This window comes from Rhodoplanes roseus (genome assembly GCF_003258865.1).
Taxonomy (GTDB): Bacteria; Pseudomonadota; Alphaproteobacteria; order Rhizobiales; family Xanthobacteraceae; genus Rhodoplanes; species Rhodoplanes roseus.
The window spans coordinates 1-16,714 of record NZ_NPEX01000041.1; the positions used below are offsets into that span (position 1 = coordinate 1).

Sequence of the window (16,714 nt, forward strand, 5' to 3'; positions counted from 1 at the left end):
GCGGAGCGGTGCGCCGGTCGCTGCGGCGGGGGCGCCGCGCGGCGGCCCGGTCGGCTCGGTCGGCGGCGCGCCGGTGCGGCCGGCCTCCACGAACGGCCTCGACGGGTGGTTCCTGGATCGCCTGCTCGGGCGCTGAAAGTCGTTATGTCGCTTTGGGTTGGCGCTTGTGCGCGGCGGCCCGGACGCGCCGCGTCGTGGCCCAGATCGCGAACGTGACGACACCGGTCGCGGCGATCGCGATCACCATCGGCCACGCCGAATGGCCGATCGCCAGCCCCACCACGGCCCCCACCGCCGCCCCCACAGTCTGCTGCACGCCCCCCACCAGCGACGACGCCGCCCCGGCCCGCTCCGGGAACGGCTGCAGCGTTCCGGCCTGCGCCTGGGGCATCGCCAGGCCGAAGCCGAAGAGGAAGACCGTCATCGCAATCGCCAGCGATATCATCGAGGTAGGGGCGAAGCCGACGGCCGCGAGGGTGCCCAGCCCGCCGATCAGCAGGGCGGTCGCGCCGATCCCGATGGTGCGGTCGAAGCCGATCCGCATCACCAGATGGGCCGCCGTCAGCGTGCCGCTGATGAAGCCCAGCGAGGTCACGCCGTAGAACAGGCCGAAGCCGGTCGGCGACAGGCCGTACACCGCCTGCATCACGAAGGACGAGCCGGAGATGTAGGAGAACAGCCCCGAAAAGCTCGCCGTCACGATCCCGAGATAGGCCAGAAACGCCTTGTTCTTCAAGATGAAGGCGAAGGACTCCAGCGATTGGCGTAGCAGGTGGACGTCGCGCGCCGAGGCCCGCACGGTCTCCGGCAGCAGCCGCCGCACCACCCCCACGGCGCCGATTCCGGCGACCAGAATCAGCACGAACCCGGCCCGCCAGCCGAGCCACTCCTCCAGCACGCCGCCGATCATCGGCGCCAGAATCGGCGCGATTCCCATGATGGCCGCCATCAACGCCATCTCGCGCGCCGCCCGCGCCCCCTCGTAGAGGTCGCGCACCACGGCGCGCGCCAGCACGATCACGCCCGACGCCCCCGCCCCCTGCACGATGCGGGCGGCGATCAGCGTCTCGATCGAGGGCGCCACCGCGCAGGCGAGCGTGCCGATGCAGAACACGACCAGCGCGAAGGACAGCACGGGCTTGCGGCCGTAGCGGTCCGAGACCGGACCGAAGAACAGCTGACCGACCGCGAATCCCAGCATGTAGAACGAGATGGTGAGCTGGACCTCGGACGGTGTCGCGCCGAGGGTCCGCCCGATATCGGGGAACGACGGCAAATAGAGATCCATGGCGAGCGGACCGAGCCCGGTCAGAATCGCCAGCAGGGCCGTCAAGGCGAAGGTGTTCGGACGAAGCATCGGAGACGTGGTCCGGTGTACGAAAGGCGCGCCGCGGCATCGCGGCGCCGCGGCGGAACCGGGTCACCTTGCCGGCCAGCGGTGTAGCGTGCATGACCGCGGCCTGTCGAGGCGACGCGGCGGCGCCAGGCCTGAACGAAAGGCGCGTGGGTCAGTGCTCGGGCGCGCGGCGGCGCACCGGCTCGTCCTTGCGGGCGCCGTAGCGGTGCAGGTCGGCGCCGTGAACGTCGAGCCACACCTTGGCGCGACGCATGTCCGGGCAGATCCGCAGCAGCAGCCGCCAGAAGCGCGACGAGTGGTTCATCTCGACCAGATGCGCCACCTCGTGCGCCGCCAGATAGTCGAGCACGTAGCGCGGCGCCAGCACCAGTCGCCACGAGAACGACAGCGCGCCTGTGGTCGAGCACGAGCCCCAACGGCTGGTCTGGTCCCGGATGGTGATACGCTTGATCTTGACGCCGAGCTGATCCGCATAGGCGCGGGCCGCGACCTCGACGTCGCGCTTCACCTCGCGGCGGAGGAAATCGGTGACACGGCGCTCCAGGTGCTCGGCCTGGCCGGCGATGCACAGCAGCTTCTCGCCGGCCTCGTCGGTCTCGGTCCAGACGGTGCCGCGGGCGCCGCGCCGGTGGACGATCCGGTGCGGCGTGCCGCGCAGCGGCAGGATGGTGCCGGCCGCGAACGGGGCCGGCTTCGGCAGCCGACCCATCCGGGCCGCGATCCAGCCGCCGTGCTTCTCGGCGAAGTCGCGGGCCTCCTTGACGGAGCCCCGCGGCGGCATGGTGAGCACCACGTCACGGGTCGCGGCCTGGATGCGCAGGGTGTAGCGGCGCGCGTTCCGGTGCCGGCGGAGCCGGACCAGGTAGATCGAGCGCTCGACCACCACCTCGATGGCGTGTGGCTCGCTCGGGCGGCGATACAGCATGGCGCGCAGAGTCATGACGGTCCGATCCGTCCCCCGTCCCCGGGTCGGAGTGTGCCATATTCGAGTCGCCTTGAAGCCCCCTCGGAAAGTACCTTTCGGAGGGGCCAAATCTGGTGAAAGTCGCAGAGATCGGCCCTAAATCTTGGGTGGGAAGAAGTGACTAAAAATTCATTTCTTCAGCCCCGTTCGGGACTCGAAGGCATTTGAATTTATTCTTTGGAATGAAGATGTTGTGGGGCTGCTTCGGTTTCGGTCCAAACGCGTTGCAAAACCGGCCCGTTCGTGTCTAGGCGACCGGGTCGAGAGACCGGCCGCGCACCGCCGGTCGCCCTCGTCGAGGCGGTCGGCGATTCCGGCGAAGCCATTGGAGCTTCGCCGGAATCCGTTTTCAGTCGTTGGCCCTGACGAAGGCCGCCATGCGGGGCAGGATCTCGTTGCGGAAACGCGAGCCGTTGAACACGCCGTAGTGCCCGACCCCGGGCTGCACGTAATGGACCCGCTTCTGCTCCGGGATGTTCGAGCACAGCGTCTGGGCCGCCTTGGTCTGTCCCAGGCCCGTGATGTCGTCCTGCTCGCCCTCGATCGTCATCAGCGCGACGCGACGGACCTTGCTCGGGTCGACCCGGATGCCGCGGTGGACGAACTGTCCCTGCGGCAGCAGGTGGCGCACGAACACGGTGTCGACGGTCTGCAGGAAGAACTCCGCCGTCAGGTCCATCACGGCGAGATACTCGTCGTAGAACTTGCGGTGCGCCGCGGCGGAATCGCCGTCGCCCTCGACCAGGTGGTGGAACAGCTTGCTGTGCGCCTCGAGATGCCGGTCGAGGTTCATCGACATGAAGCCGTTGAGCTGCAGGAAGCCCGGATAGACGTCCCGCATGAAACCCGGATTCGGGAACGGCACCTTGGTGATGACGTTGCGCCGGAACCAGTCGACGCCGCGCTTTTCGGCGACCTGGTTGACCTGGGTCGGGTTGATGCGGGTGTCGATCGGGCTGCCCATGAGCATCAGCGACTCCGGGACATGTGCCTCCTCGTTCGCCTCCATGACCGAGATGGCGCACAGGGCCGGCACGCCCGGCTGGCACACCGCGAGCACATGGGTGTCGCTGCCGAGCAGACGCAGCATCCCGATGATGTAGTCGATGTAGTCGTCGAGGTCGAAGCGGCCTTCGCTGATCGGCACCATGCGGGCGTCGATCCAGTCGGTGATGTACACGTCGTGATCCGGCAGGAGCGCCTCGACGGTGCCGCGCAGCAGCGTCGCGTAATGACCGGACAGCGGCGCGACCACCAGGACGCGGGGATCGGGCTTGTGCGTGATGGCGACCTGCCGGTCGAAATGCAGCAGGCGGCAGAATGGCCGGTCCCACACAGTCTCGACGGAGACCGGCGCCAGCCGGCCGTCGACCACGGTGTGGTCGATGTCCCATTCGGGCTGCGCGTAGCGGCGGGTGGCACGCTCGAACAGCTCGCAGGCGGCCGAGATCGACTTGCCGAGCGTCGTGCTCGACACCGGATTGCTCGGACTCTTGAAGAACGCATGGGCCGCATGCGCCATCGCCCGCGACGGGTTCAGCGCGACATGCGTCATCTCGTAGAACCAGTAGAGTGGGGAGGAAAGCCCCATGCCGACGCCTTCCATGGGCGGCGGCGGGATAGGGTCGACGTCCCGGATGGTCATGATACGCTCCCTTCGGCCCGCCAAAGCGTGGCGCGCTCGCCCAAACGCATGTTGTTATGTTTGATCAATGCTGCCGTGCATTGCAGCATTGCGCAACGTCAAATTTCGTCTACGGGGTCAAAAACGACAAAAAATTATCACCGCACTTTTTATGCCATATCAATGCACGCGATGTCGAGGCGGATTTCTCGTGCTGGTTCGGTGCCTGCGCGAGCTACTCGCCGGTTTGGAGCAGCGATCCCTGGCGCCGCGCGCTGTCGAGCAGCGCCAGGAATCCGATCGTGCCGGCCGAGAACACCACGACATTGAGCCCCAGGGCCCACAGCATCAGGTCGGCCCGGAACACGTGGTCGATCATCAGGGCGCGCATGCCCTCGAACACATAGGTCGGCGGGAGCATCCAGGCGATGGTCTGCAGCCAGGGCGGCAGCACCGACACCGGGTAGTAGACGCAGGCGAGCGGGAGCATCAGGAACATGATGGTCCAGGCGAGGTTCTCGGCGCCGAGCCCGTTGCGGAGCAGGACCCCGGACACGAAGATGCCGACCGCCCAGCTCGTCAGCATGAGGTTGACGAAGAACGCAGCCAGCGCGAGGCCGAGCCCCCACAGGTTGAAGCCGAAGAACGCGATCGCCAGAAGCGTCACCGGCACCAGGCCGATCGACAGCCGCACGATGCTCATGATCATCAGGGCGATGACGAACTCGATCGGTCGCAGCGGGCTCATCATCAGGTTGGCGAGATTGCGCGACCACATCTCCTCGAGGAACGACACCGAGAAGCCGAGCTGGCCGCGGAACAGGATGTCCCACAACAGCACAGCGCCGATGAAGGTGCCGCCGGCGCGGGCCAGCGTCCCGTCCGTCTGCGACACGTAGGTCTGCAGGAAGCCCCACATCAGCATCTGCACGGCCGGCCAGTAGACGAGGTCGAGCAGCCGCGGCCAGGACGAGCGCAGCAGGTACCAGTAGCGCTCGACAAGCGCGGCGACGCGCCGGCCCGAGATCTCCCATTCGCCGGTGCCGTGGCTCATTGCGCCGCCTCCCGCGCCGCGTCGCGCGCCTGGGCCTGATCGGCCGCCTCGCCGCGGCCGCGGGCGACGTCGAGGAAGACCTCCTCCAGGTTCGAGCGCCCGTAACGGGCCAGCAGCGCCTCCGGCGTGCCGTCGTCCTCGATCTTTCCGCGTTTCATGATGATGACGCGGTCGCACAGGCGCTCGACCTCGCCCATGTTGTGCGAGGCGAGCAGGATGGTGGCGCCGCGCTCGGCCCGGTAGCGCTCGAGCCGGGCGCGGATCCAGTCCGCCGTGTCCGGATCGAGCGAGGCGGTGGGCTCGTCGAGCAGCAGGAGCTCGGGCTCGTTGACGAGCGCCTTGGCGAGCGCCACCCGGGTCTTCTGCCCGGCCGAGAGCTTGCCGGTCGGGCGATCCAGCAGATCGACGAGATCGAGCTCCTCGGCCAGCCGGCGCACCCGCGCGTCGAGGCCGTCCACCCCGTAGAGCTTGCCGAACACCGTGAGGTTCTGCCGCACGGTCAGGCGGAGCGGCATCTCCACGTACGGGCTCTCGAAGTTCATCCGTTCGAGCACCCGGTACCGCTGCCGCGGCATCTCGGCGCCGAGCACCCGCACGGTGCCGGAGGTCGGCATGACCAGGCCCATGATCATGGCGATCGTGGTGGTCTTGCCGGCGCCGTTGCCGCCCAGGAGGCCGGTGACCGAGCCGGCCGGCAGCCGGAACGACACGCCATCGACGGCCGTGCCGCCCTTGTAGATTTTCACGAGCCGGTCGGCTTCGACGGCGGGGCTTTCGGGTGCGGGAGCTTCGGTCATGGGTCCGGCGAATGTATGGGGACGGGCGAGCGACGCAAGGTCTCGGCCCGCAGAGCCGCCCCACGGCGAACCCTGCGGCCCGCCGCGGGTTGTCGTGGCGTGACCCGGAGATCCCGATGACCGACACGCCTCGCCCGAAGGACGGTGCCGCCGCGCCGCGGCCCGTGACACCGGACCGGACCGACCCGGGTGCCGAGCGGCCGACCGGGGACGAACGCGCCCAGGCGGCGCTCGGCGGCACCCGCGGCAGCCCGGCCCTCGAGCCCGCCCCGATGACGCCGGCGCGCGCCAAGAAGACTCCGACCACGCCGGGCGACGGCCACACGGCCTGACCCGGCCGGAGCGATCTCCGCACAGGGACCACGGTGGCTCGCCGCGGCGCCGCGCGGGCGTTCGTCCCAGATTCTCCGCGACTTGCCCACATCCGGCCGAGGACCCGCTACAGCGCCGGCTCGCGATGTGGCAAGATGCCGGTCCGGCCGCATCTGCGCAGGCCGGCCGCCAGAGCGGCGACGGCCCCACCGGTCATCCGACTGCGCCGTCCCGCAGCGATTCACGCCACCGGCCGCATCGGGACGACAGGCCGAATCACGAGAGCACGACGAGGGGAAGCCGATGACCGGCGACAGGATACGCCGCCCTTACGACACGCGGCGCGGACAGGACGCGCGCGCGGCGGCCGAGAAGGCCTTCAAGGCGGTGACCACCAAGCAGGCGCCCGGCCCGGTTCAGACGCCGGCGGCGAAGGCCCCGGCCATCCCGGGAGTCCGGGAGCAAGTGACGCTGCGCATCGACCAGGACGTTCTCGAGCGCTTTCGCGAGACCGGCCCGGGCTGGCAGGATCGAATCAACGCGGCGCTGCGCAAGGCGCTCGAGCCGTAACCCAATTTCAGTCGGAGCATTGTTCATGATCGACCGTCCCAAGGACCGCCAGGACGGCAACAAGGCGGTACCGAACTACGAGCGCGAAGCGCAGGCTTTACGCGAGAAGACCGAGCGGCTGCGTGCCCTCCGGCTCGCCCGGGACGGCGCCGAGCAGCCGGCGGCTCCCGCCAAGGCGAGCACCGGCGGCAAGGCCAAGGCGGCCAAGGCCCCGGCTCGCGGCAAGCCGGGCAAGTCGTCGGCCACGCTGTCCGACTGGCTGAAGTCCCAGCAGGACCAGGGGCGGCGGAGCTGAGCCGCCGCGCGGCGCCTCGCGTCCGCCGCCGCCGCGTCGGTCCGCCACGGCGCTCCAGCCGCCCGGCTTCCTGTACGATACCACCATGACGCCGCCCACCACCGTTCCGTCTCCCGACGACGAACCGTCCCGCCGCGTGCGCCTGGACACGCTGGTCCGGCTGCGCTGGATCGCCGTGTTCGGCCAGCTGTCCGCCGTGCTGATCGTCCACGACAGCCTGGCCAGCGAGGCCCTGTTCTGGATCGCCTTCGGGGTCGTCGCGCTCTACGGCTCGCTCAACGTCTATCTGCTGTGGCGCTTCCACGGCGATTCGCGGCTCGATCCCGACGGGGTGGGGCTGCTGCTCGGCGTCGACATCGCCGAGCTCGCGGTCCTGCTGTTTCTCACGGGGGGGCTGCAGAATCCGTTCGCGCTGCTGTTCATAGGGCCGGTGCTGATCTCGGCCATCATCCTCTCGGCGCGCTTGACGCTGATGCTGGGGATGCTGGCGATCTCGTCGGCGACGCTGCTGATGTTCGTCTATTTCCCTCTGCCCTGGCCCGGCGAGGGAACGTTCGAGCTGCCCTGGATCTACGTGTTCGGCGTGTGGCTCGCGATCGCGCTGGCGATCGGCTACATCAGCGTCTACGCCGGCCAGATCACCGAGGAGGCGCGAAACCTCACCCAGGCGCTCGCCGCGACCGAGCTGGTGCTGGCCCGCGAGCAGCACCTGTCCCAGCTCGACGGTCTCGCGGCGGCTGCGGCGCACGAGCTCGGCACCCCGCTCGCCACGATCCTCTTGGTCTCCAAGGAGCTCGAACGCGAGCTCGACCCGGCCTCGCCGCTGCTCGAGGACATCCGGCTGCTGCGCCAGCAGGCCGAGCGCTGCCGCGAGATTCTCGGCAAGCTGTCGGAATTCCCCGAGCCCGGCGAGATGTTCGTGCGGATGCCGATCTCGGCTTTGGTCGAGGACGTGGTCGCGCCCCACCGCACCGGCGAGGCGGCGATCGACGTGGTGATGCCGTCCGACGGCGGGCCGGAGCCGATCGGGGTGCGCAATCCGGCGATCCTGTACGGGCTCGGCAACTTGGTCGAGAACGCCGCCGATTTCGCCCGCGAGCGCGTCGAGGTGGCGGTGTCGTGGAACGCCGAATCGGTGTGGATCATGATCAGCGACGACGGGCCCGGGTTCCCGCCCGAGATCATGGACCGGCTCGGCAAGCCCTACGTGACCAGTCGTCGCGGCCGCCGCAAGGGCGAGGATTCGCCGGGGCTCGGCCTCGGATTCTTCATCGCCAAGACGCTGCTCGAACGCTCCGGCGGACGGCTCACCCTGCAGAATCGCAGATTTCCGCAGCGCGGCGCCATCGTCCGGATCCAGTGGAACCGGGAGGAGTTCGAGCGGCCGTCCGAGAGCCTGTGGGGCTCGTCCGGCACGCCGGCGGAGGACGCGGACGAGCCGGTTTCCGCAACGCGGGCTTGAGACGCGGCCGGCGCGATCATACCTGAAAGTCCGGCCGAGGTGCGACAAACGGTCCGGCGCATTTCCGCGACGGACCGGGCAGCTTCGTCGTAATGCCCCATGCCGGCGGGTTCGGCCGGCCCGGCCGATCCGGCCGGCCAGAGAGCCAAGGATCAGTGCGATGATGGAAGCCACGTCTTCGTCTGCGCCCGCTTCGTCTGCGACCGCGGGCGAACGTTCGTTGCTCATCGTGGAGGACGACAAGTCGTTCCTGCAGCGTCTCGCCCGCGCCATGGAGTCGCGCGGCTTCACGGTGACGACGGCCGAGACGGTGGCGGACGGGCTGCAGCAGGTCGAGCGGCAGCCGCCGGCCTTCGCCGTGGTCGACATGCGGCTCGGCGACGGCAACGGGCTCGACGTCATCTCGGCGCTGAAGAAACGCCGGCCGGACGCCCGCGGCATCGTGCTCACCGGCTACGGCAACATCGCCACCGCCGTGACGGCCGTGAAGCTCGGCGCTTTCGACTACATGTCGAAGCCGGCCGACGCCGACGAGGTGGCGGCCGCGCTCCTGGCCGGCGACGGCCGCAAGCCGGAGCCACCCGAGAACCCGATGTCGGCCGACCGGGTCCGCTGGGAGCACATCCAGCGGGTCTACGAGCTGTGCGGCCGCAACGTCTCGGAGACGGCGCGCCGGCTGAACATGCATCGCCGCACGCTGCAGCGCATCCTCGCGAAGCGCGCGCCGAAATAGCTTCGGCCACGCCGGCGGACTTGCGCCGCCGCGTGTCCTCGCGTAGCTCCGCTCGCCACCGCCCCCTTTAGGGGCGCGACGAGCGAGGCCGCGATGGCGAAGGACGAGGCGCTCTACCGCAAGATCGCGGTCCGGCTGATCCCGTTCATGATGGTGCTGTACCTGGTCGCGTTCCTCGACCGGGTGAATGTCAGCTTCGCGGCCCTGACCATGAACGCCGAGCTCGGCCTGTCGCCCGCCGTCTACGGCTGGGGCGCCGGCGTCTTCTTCCTCGGCTACTTCCTGTTCGAGGTCCCCAGCAATCTGGTGCTGGAGCGTGTCGGCGCCCGGGTCTGGATCGCCCGGATCATGATCACCTGGGGCCTGGTCTCGGCCGCCATGGCGTTCGTCCAGGGACCGACCAGCTTCTACGCCCTGCGCTTCCTGCTCGGCGTCGCCGAGGCCGGGTTCCTGCCCGGCATGATCCTCTATCTGACCTACTGGTTCCCGCAGGAGAGACTGGCCCGCTTCGTCGGCCTGTTCATGATGGCCGTGCCGCTCGCCAGCGCGGTCGGCGCTCCGCTGTCGAGCCTCGTCCTGTCGGCACACGGCTGGCTGGGGCTGAGCGGGTGGCAATGGCTGTTCATCATCGAGGGGCTGCCGGCGTGTGCACTCGGCCTCCTGGTGCTGGCGTTGCTGCCGGACGGGCCCGACGCGGCCCCATGGCTGAGCCGCGACGAGCGCGCGGCCGTGGCGGCCCGCCTCGCCGCCGACCGGGCCGGACAGACCCACCGCATTCATGCGGCGCTACGGCCCGCCATGGCCGATCCGCGCGTGTGGCTCCTCGGCCTCGCCTATTTCGGCATCGTGGTCGGTCTCTATGGAGTCGGCATGTGGCTGCCGCAGCTCGTGCGCGGCCTCGGCTTCTCGATCGCGCAGGTGGGCCTGGTGACCGCCGTCCCGTATCTGGCCAGCGCCGCCGCCATGCTGCTGTGGGGCCGGCACAGCGACCGCAAGGGCGAGCGGGTCCTTCATGTCGCGCTCCCCACCATGGTCAGCGCGGCCGCGCTGTTCGCCGCGGTCGTGCTGCCGCTGGACATCTGGTCGATCATCGCGCTCGGCGTCGCCACCGTCGGCATCTATGCGACGCTCGGCCCGTTCTGGGGGCTGCCGCCGATCTTCCTCACCCGCACGGCCGCGGCCGGCGGCATCGCCCTGATCAACGCCGTCGGCAATCTCGGCGGCTTCCTGGGGCCGACCATCGTGGGCTGGAGCCTCGAGCTGACCGGCAGCGTCCATGCCGGCCTGGTGGCCGTCACGGCGTGCCTGGTGCTGTCGGTCGCCGCGGTCGCACTGGCGGGCCGCCGGCTGCGCGTGCCGGCCCCGCCGGCGGTCGCCACGGTCCGCTCCTGATCTCCGCTCGATGCGTCCGATCACTGCAGGCGGGCGGCGAGGTGGGCGAGCTTGTCGGGATTGCGCACGAAATAGATGGCCGTGATCTCGGCCCCGACGATCTCGAACGCCATCGTCTGGAGGCTGCCGTCCGACTCCGTCACGAGCAGGCCCGGCAGGCCGTTGATGGTGGCGGTGCGCTGCGCCGCCAGGACGTCCGGGAACTTGGTCGCCACCCCGGCGAAGAAGCGGGCGATGCGGTCGCGGCCGACGATCGGGTTGAGCGCGGCGGACTTCTTGCCGCCGCCGTCGCTGTGGAGCACGGCGTCCGCCGCGAGCAGGCGTGCCAGCGCCGCGGTGTCGGCGCTCTGCACCGCCTGGGCGAAGGCCGCCACGATGGTCGACCCGACCTCCGGCGGCACCGCGAAGCGCGGGCGTGCCGTGCGGACGTGGTTGCGAGCCCGCGCGGCGAGCTGACGGCAGGCCGCCTCGTTGCGCTCGAGCAGCGTCGCGATCTCCGAAAAGCCGACGTCGAACACGTCGTGCAGCAGGAAGGCGGCGCGTTCCAGCGGCGACAGCCGCTCCAGCGCCAGCATCAGGCCGACCGAAAGATCGGCGGCGTAGTCGCTCGCGGTCTCGGCCGCGAGCGTGTCGGCGTCGAGCACCGGCTCGGGCAGCCACGGCCCCACATAGGTCTCGCGCCGGGCCTGCGCCGACCGCAGGCGGTCGAGGCACAGCCGCGTCACGATCCGGGACAGGAACGCCTTGGCGTTCTCCACGCCGGCCCGGTCGGTCCGGTGCCAGCGCAGATAGGTGTCCTGCACGGCGTCCTCGGCCTCGGCGACCGAGCCGAGCATGCGATAGGCGAGGCCGACGAGATGCCGGCGATGCGCCTCGAAGCTCTCGGCCGCTTCGCTCTCCCGTCGCGGCCCGCCCGCAGGAGCGTCACCGGACCCCGCCTCGGTCATGTGCCTCTCCGGCGCCGTCAGGCCGCCGCCGCGGCGGCTTTGCGGTCCGATGGATGTTGCACTCGGAATCCGATCGCCAGCCGGTTCCACGCATTGATCATCCCGATTGCGATCGACAGCGCAATCAGCTCGTCCTCGGAAAAGTGCCGCCGAACCTCCTCGTAGGTCGCATCGGGCGCGTGCGTGTCGGCGATCCGGGTCAGCGCTTCGGCCCAGGCGAGGGCGGCGCGCTCGCGCTCGCTGTACAACGCCGATTCCGCCCACGCGTCGAGGAGCAGCAGCCGCGTGTCGGATTCGCCACCCTTGCGGGCGTCCTCGGAATGCATGTGCAGGCAGAAGGCGCAGCCGTTGATCTGGGACACCCGCGTCTTCACCAGCTCCAGCAGCCGGTGGTCGATCGGCGCCTCGGCCACCCAGGCCTCGACCCCCATCATGGCCTCGACGCCGCCGTTCTTGCGGCCCAGCCAGTTGCTCAGACGCTCCTTCATGTCAGTCTCCTTCTCGCGAGCGGTGGGTTCGCCGACAAGACGAGACAGCCGGCCGGGCTGTGACACGGGGACGGTGATTTTTTCCCGGCGGGTACATGGCCCCGCTCTCTCGAACCCTCTTGCAGCCCGGAAAATCCCCGCTATATCCCCGTCGTTTCATCACCTTACCGAGTGGCCCCGCATGAGCACCGACACGCAATCCGACGCGCCCGCCGAGTCCCGTCCGGAGGCCGCGGCGGCATCGTCGCCCGAGTTCCGGGCCGAGGTTCATTCCTTCCAGGCCGAGGTGGCCGAGCTGCTGCACCTGATGGTGCACTCGGTCTATTCGGAGACTGACGTCTTCCTGCGCGAGCTGATCTCCAACGCGTCCGACGCCTGCGACCGGCTGCGCTGGGAGGCGATCGCCCGTCCCGAGCTCCTGGCCGACGATCCCGGGCTGACGATCCGGCTGCGGCCCGACAGCGCCGCCGGGACGCTGACTGTGTCGGACAACGGCGTCGGCATGGACCGGCAGGAGCTGGTCGACAATCTCGGCACCATCGCCCGCTCCGGCACGCGCGCCTTCGTCGGCAAGCTCGCCGAGGCGAAGGACGGCAGCGGCCTGATCGGCCAGTTCGGCGTCGGCTTCTACGCGGCCTTCATGGTCGCCGACCGCATCGAGGTGACGAGCCGCCGCGCCGGCTCCCCGGAGACGTGGATGTGGCGCTCCACCGGCGCCAACGGCTTCGAGCTCGAGCCGGCCGACGCGGCGGGTGCCGCCCGCGTCGGCCGCGGCACCGAGATCGTGTTGCATCTGAAGGAGGATGCGAAGAAGTATCTCCAGGTGCACGAGATCGAGCGCGTCGTCCACGCCTATTCGGACCACATCCAGTTCCCGATCATACTGGTCGGCGCCGGCGAGACGTCCACCGGCGAGACAGCCGGCGACGAGGCGGAGAGCGCCGCGACGCCGCGCCAGATCAACACCGCGAGCGCCGTGTGGCAGCGCTCCAAGTCGGAGCTGAAGCCGGACGACTACACGCAGGCCTACCGCTCGATCTGCGGCGCCTTCGACGAGCCGGCCGTGACGCTGCATTACCGCGCCGAGGGTCGGCAGTCCTATGCGGTGCTGTTGTTCGTGCCGTCGAGCTCGATGTTCGATCTCTACGATCCGGCCCGCAAGAGCCACCTCAAGCTCTATGTCCGCCGGGTCTACATCACCGACGACGCGGTGCTGCTGCCGAGTTGGCTGCGCTTCGTGCGGGGCGTGGTCGACTCGGAGGATCTGCCGCTCAACCTGTCGCGAGAAATGCTGCAGAACAATCCGCAGGTCGCGGCGATGCGCAAGGCGATCACGGGCAAGGTGCTGTCCGAGCTGGAGTCGGTCGCCACCAAGGACGCCGAGACATTCGCCACGGTGTGGGAGTCGTTCGGCGCCGTGATCAAGGAGGGGCTCTACGAGGAGCCCGATCGGCGCGAGCAGATTCTCGGGCTCGCGCGGTTCACCTCGACCACCGGGACGGGACGCACGCTCGCCCAGTACGTCGCCGATCTCAAGGAGAACCAGACCGAGATTTATTATCTCGCCGGCGACGATCTGGACCGCCTCAAGGCGAACCCGAAGCTGGAGGCGGCGCGCGCCCGCGGCATCGAGGTGCTGCTGCTGACCGACCCGGTCGACGCGCTGTGGACGTCGCTGCGCATCGACTTCAAGGGCAAGGGCTTCAAGTCTCTCAGTCAGGGCGAGGTCGATTTCAGCCTGGTGCCGCTCGCCGAGGTCGCCAAGGCCGAGTCCGAGACGCCCGACGACAAGGCGGTCGACGAGGCCGCCGTGATCGCCGCCGTCAAGCTGGCGCTCGGCGAGCGCGTCTCCGACGTGAAGGCCTCACAGCGGCTCACCGACAGCGCGGCCTGCCTGGTGGCCGGCGGCTTCGGCCCCGATCGCGAGCTGGAGCGCCTGCTGGCGAAGCAGAATCGCGGCTCCGGCACGAAGCCGATCCTGGAGCTGAACATGCGACACGCGCTGGTCGGCGCGGTGGCACAGGAGAGCGGCGCGGGGCACGCGGAGGAAGCGGTCGACCTTGCGCTGCTGCTGTTCGAGCAGGCGCAGATCCTCGACGGCGAGTTGCCGGACGATCCGGCCGCGTTCGCCAGACGCCTCAACCGCCTGGTGACGCGCGGCCTGCCGACGAGCTGATCGCCCGGCCGCGCCGGAGCTCATTCGGTGCCGCGCCGGCGCGGGGGCATCATCGCCTCCTCGGTGGCCTGCGGACGCTGCATCAGTCGTTCGATCGTGGCGGCCAGCTCGGCCTGCTGGAACGGCTTCGGCAGAAGCGGCAGGTCGGCCATCGCATTGCCGGTCAGGCTCGCATAGCCGGTGGCGAGCAGGATCGGCAGATTCGGGTGACGCGCCCGGATCTCTCGCGCGAGCTCGGCGCCGTTCATCGCCGGCATCAGATAGTCGGTGATCACCAGGTCCGGGCGCGAGCCGTCGGTGAGCCGGCCGAGGCAGTCCAGCGCTTGCGCGCCGGACCCCGCCTCGATGACGCAGTGTCCGAGATCGCTGAGCATGCTGGCCGTCGTGGCGCGGACGAGTTGCTCGTCGTCGACCAGCAGGATCGTGACCGGATCGCCGCGCATCGGCTCGTGTGGCGTCGGGTCGTGGCTGTCCGCTTGCTCGTTCGCCACCGGCAGCCAGATCTCGGCCCTCGTACCGGCGCCGGGCGTGCTCGACATCAGCAGCGTGCCGCCGGACTGCGCCGCGAGCCCGTGCACCATCGAGAGCCCGAGGCCCGTGCCCTTGCCGATTCCCTTGGTGGAGTAGAACGGCTCGATCGCGCGCGCCAGCGTCGCCGGGTCCATCCCGGTGCCCGTGTCGGTGACGCTGACGCGCACGAACTCGCCGTGGCGGAGGCCCGAGTGATGGCCGGGACCGACCGTCTGCAGGTCGACGGCGATCGTCAGCCGACCGCCGTCCGGCATCGCATCGCGCGAATTGACCGCGAGGTTGAGGATCGCCAGCTCGAGCTGAGTCGGATCGACCCGCGCGGCGGGGAGCCCGGCCTGCGCCTCGATCGCGAGGCTGATCTGCGGCCCGATCGAGCGGGCCGTGAAGTCCGCCATGCCGTCGACCAGCTTCGCGACGTCGACCGGCCGCGCCTCCAGCACCTGCCGCCGCGCGAAGGCGAGCAGCCGCTGAACCAGCGTCTTGGCCCGCTCCGCCCCCTGCAGCGCACTGGCGATGAGCCGCTGCGACCGGTCGTTCTCGGACAGCCGCCGGCGCAGCAGATCGAGATTGCCGAGGATCGGCGTGAGGAGATTGTTGAAGTCGTGCGCGAAGCCGCCGGTGAGATGCCCGATGGTTTCGAGCTTCTGGGATTCGTGCAGCTTGGCCAGCATCGCCTCGCGCTCGGTGATGGCGGCGACCACGCGCTGCTCCAGCGACTCGTTGAGGCGGCGGAGCGTGGCGTCGACCTCGCGCTGAGCCGTGACGTCCGTGTTGGTGCCGAACCAGCGAACGATCCGGCCGTTCGCGTCGGTGATCGGCCGTGCCCGCGACAGGAACCAGCAGTAACCGCCGTCACGGCCGCGCAGCGGGAAGGTGTCCTCCCACACCGAGCCGCTCTCGACACAGCGGCGAAACTCGCGCTCGACGCGTTCGAGGTGGTCGGGATGATGGACGCTCCGCCAGCCCCAGCCGCGCATCTCGTCGAAGGTGGTTCCGGTGTAGTCGAACCAGCGCTTGTTGTACCAGTAGATCGCCCCCGACGCGTCGGCCATCCAGGCGAACTGATCGATGTTGTCGGCGAGTGTCCGGAACTGCTCCTCGCTCTGCCGCAGCGCCGCCTCGGCCCGCTGGCGTTCGGCTCGCTCTCCCGCTTCGGCGAGCGCGCGGCGCACCACCACGGGCAGCCGCTCGAGCCGCTGCTTCACGACGTAGTCGGTCGCGCCGTGGCGCATCGCCTCGACGGCGAGCTCCTCGCCGAAGGCGCCGGAGACGAAGATGAACGGCAGGCCCGGCGCGCGATCGCGGGCGATCGCCAGCGCCGAGACACCGTCGAAATCGGGAAGCTGATGGTCGGCCAGGACGATGTCGTAGCCGCCCGCGACCAGCGCCTCGGTGAAGCTGTCGCGCGTCCACACGCGGTCGATCCGGGACGGGAGTCCGCTGGCGCGCAGGAACTCGCGCACCAGTCCGGCATCGAGGGCGTCGTCCTCGAGATGCAGGATTCTCACGTCCCGGGCCAGGGCGGTATGGTCGGCTTGTCGGTTCACGATTCTCCTGATGCCTCCGTCGTCGCACCGATCGGTGGCGGCTCGTTGAGCACGGCCCAGAACATGCCGAGATCGCGGATGGCCTGGAAGAACTGGTCGAAGCCGACCGGCTTCACGACGAAGGCGTTGACGCCGAGGCTGTAGCTTCTCACCAGGTCGCGCTCCTCGCGTGAGGAGGTCAGCATCACGACGGGGGTGTGACGCAGCTCCGGATCGCCCTTGATCTGCTCGAGCACCTCGAGGCCGTCGACCTTCGGGAGCTTGAGGTCGAGGAGAACCACGACAGGGTCGGCCGTGTTCCTCGCCTCGTAGGCGCCGCGGGAGAACATGTAGTCCAGTGCCTCGGCGCCGTCGCGGGCGATCACCACGGCATTGGCGAGCTGGCACTGCTCCAGGGCCGCCAGCGTGAGTTCGATGTCCTTGGGGCTGTCCTCCACCAGGAGGATGGGTTTGAGATCGGCCATC

The 16,714-nt window shown here is 69.6% G+C and carries 16 protein-coding genes; 7 read left to right on the forward strand and 9 right to left on the reverse strand.

The window, feature by feature from the left end:
* Positions 1–142: 142 nt before the first annotated feature.
* From CH341_RS08500 to CH341_RS08520, 5 genes are all read right to left on the reverse strand, one after another.
* Positions 143–1,357, reverse strand: a complete 1,215-nt coding sequence (locus CH341_RS08500) for a multidrug effflux MFS transporter (protein WP_111418608.1) — start codon at positions 1,355–1,357, stop codon at positions 143–145.
* 151 nt (positions 1,358–1,508) lie between these two features.
* A complete protein-coding gene (locus tag CH341_RS08505) occupies positions 1,509–2,297 on the reverse strand; it encodes a M48 family metallopeptidase (RefSeq protein ID WP_170149533.1) in 789 nt (262 codons plus the stop codon).
* Positions 2,298–2,670: 373 nt separating this feature from the next.
* The gene (locus CH341_RS08510; protein ID WP_111418609.1) at positions 2,671–3,966 is read right to left on the reverse strand and encodes a polyhydroxyalkanoate depolymerase; all 1,296 of its coding nucleotides are present in this window, start codon (positions 3,964–3,966) and stop codon (positions 2,671–2,673) included.
* Positions 3,967–4,180: 214 nt separating this feature from the next.
* Positions 4,181–4,999 (reverse strand): ABC transporter permease, encoded by an 819-nt coding sequence (locus CH341_RS08515; RefSeq protein WP_111418610.1) that lies wholly within the window; start codon positions 4,997–4,999, stop codon positions 4,181–4,183.
* Complete coding sequence (locus tag CH341_RS08520; RefSeq protein ID WP_111418611.1) at positions 4,996–5,796, reverse strand: ABC transporter ATP-binding protein; 801 nt, start codon at positions 5,794–5,796, stop codon at positions 4,996–4,998. The genes CH341_RS08515 and CH341_RS08520 overlap by 4 nt, the downstream gene beginning before the upstream one ends.
* A gap of 116 nt (positions 5,797–5,912) precedes the next feature.
* On the opposite strand from CH341_RS08520, the gene CH341_RS08525 reads away from it, so the two are divergent.
* The 6 genes from CH341_RS08525 (at position 5,913) to CH341_RS08550 (ending at position 10,560) form a co-directional block, all read left to right on the forward strand.
* Positions 5,913–6,128 (forward strand): hypothetical protein, encoded by a 216-nt coding sequence (locus CH341_RS08525; protein ID WP_111418612.1) that lies wholly within the window; start codon positions 5,913–5,915, stop codon positions 6,126–6,128.
* Between the two features lie 283 nt (positions 6,129–6,411).
* Positions 6,412–6,678 (forward strand): BrnA antitoxin family protein, encoded by a 267-nt coding sequence (locus tag CH341_RS08530; protein ID WP_111418613.1) that lies wholly within the window; start codon positions 6,412–6,414, stop codon positions 6,676–6,678.
* A 25-nt stretch (positions 6,679–6,703) separates the two neighbouring features.
* Positions 6,704–6,973, forward strand: coding sequence for a hypothetical protein (locus CH341_RS08535; RefSeq protein ID WP_111418614.1), 270 nt, complete (start codon positions 6,704–6,706; stop codon positions 6,971–6,973).
* Positions 6,974–7,058: 85 nt separating this feature from the next.
* Positions 7,059–8,435 (forward strand): ActS/PrrB/RegB family redox-sensitive histidine kinase, encoded by a 1,377-nt coding sequence (locus CH341_RS08540; RefSeq protein WP_111418615.1) that lies wholly within the window; start codon positions 7,059–7,061, stop codon positions 8,433–8,435.
* 160 nt (positions 8,436–8,595) lie between these two features.
* Entirely contained in the window at positions 8,596–9,168 is a 573-nt protein-coding gene (locus CH341_RS08545; protein ID WP_210208215.1) for an ActR/PrrA/RegA family redox response regulator transcription factor, read from the forward strand.
* A gap of 93 nt (positions 9,169–9,261) precedes the next feature.
* Complete coding sequence (locus tag CH341_RS08550; protein WP_111418616.1) at positions 9,262–10,560, forward strand: MFS transporter; 1,299 nt, start codon at positions 9,262–9,264, stop codon at positions 10,558–10,560.
* A gap of 20 nt (positions 10,561–10,580) precedes the next feature.
* On the opposite strand, the gene CH341_RS08555 is transcribed toward CH341_RS08550, so the two are convergent.
* Positions 10,581–11,507 (reverse strand): sigma-70 family RNA polymerase sigma factor, encoded by a 927-nt coding sequence (locus tag CH341_RS08555; protein ID WP_111418617.1) that lies wholly within the window; start codon positions 11,505–11,507, stop codon positions 10,581–10,583.
* A gap of 17 nt (positions 11,508–11,524) precedes the next feature.
* A complete protein-coding gene (locus CH341_RS08560; protein WP_111418618.1) occupies positions 11,525–11,995 on the reverse strand; it encodes a carboxymuconolactone decarboxylase family protein in 471 nt (156 codons plus the stop codon).
* 181 nt (positions 11,996–12,176) lie between these two features.
* On the opposite strand from CH341_RS08560, the gene htpG reads away from it, so the two are divergent.
* Positions 12,177–14,171, forward strand: coding sequence for a molecular chaperone HtpG (htpG, locus tag CH341_RS08565; RefSeq protein WP_111418619.1), 1,995 nt, complete (start codon positions 12,177–12,179; stop codon positions 14,169–14,171).
* A gap of 20 nt (positions 14,172–14,191) precedes the next feature.
* Here the strand turns inward: htpG and CH341_RS08570 are convergent, their stop codons facing one another.
* A complete protein-coding gene (locus CH341_RS08570) occupies positions 14,192–16,249 on the reverse strand; it encodes a response regulator (protein WP_170149534.1) in 2,058 nt (685 codons plus the stop codon).
* Positions 16,246–16,713: a response regulator gene (locus CH341_RS34110; protein WP_170149535.1), complete on the reverse strand. Its 468-nt coding sequence runs from the start codon at positions 16,711–16,713 to the stop codon at positions 16,246–16,248. Before CH341_RS34110 ends, CH341_RS08570 begins: the two co-directional genes overlap by 4 nt.
* Position 16,714: the final 1 nt, after the last annotated feature.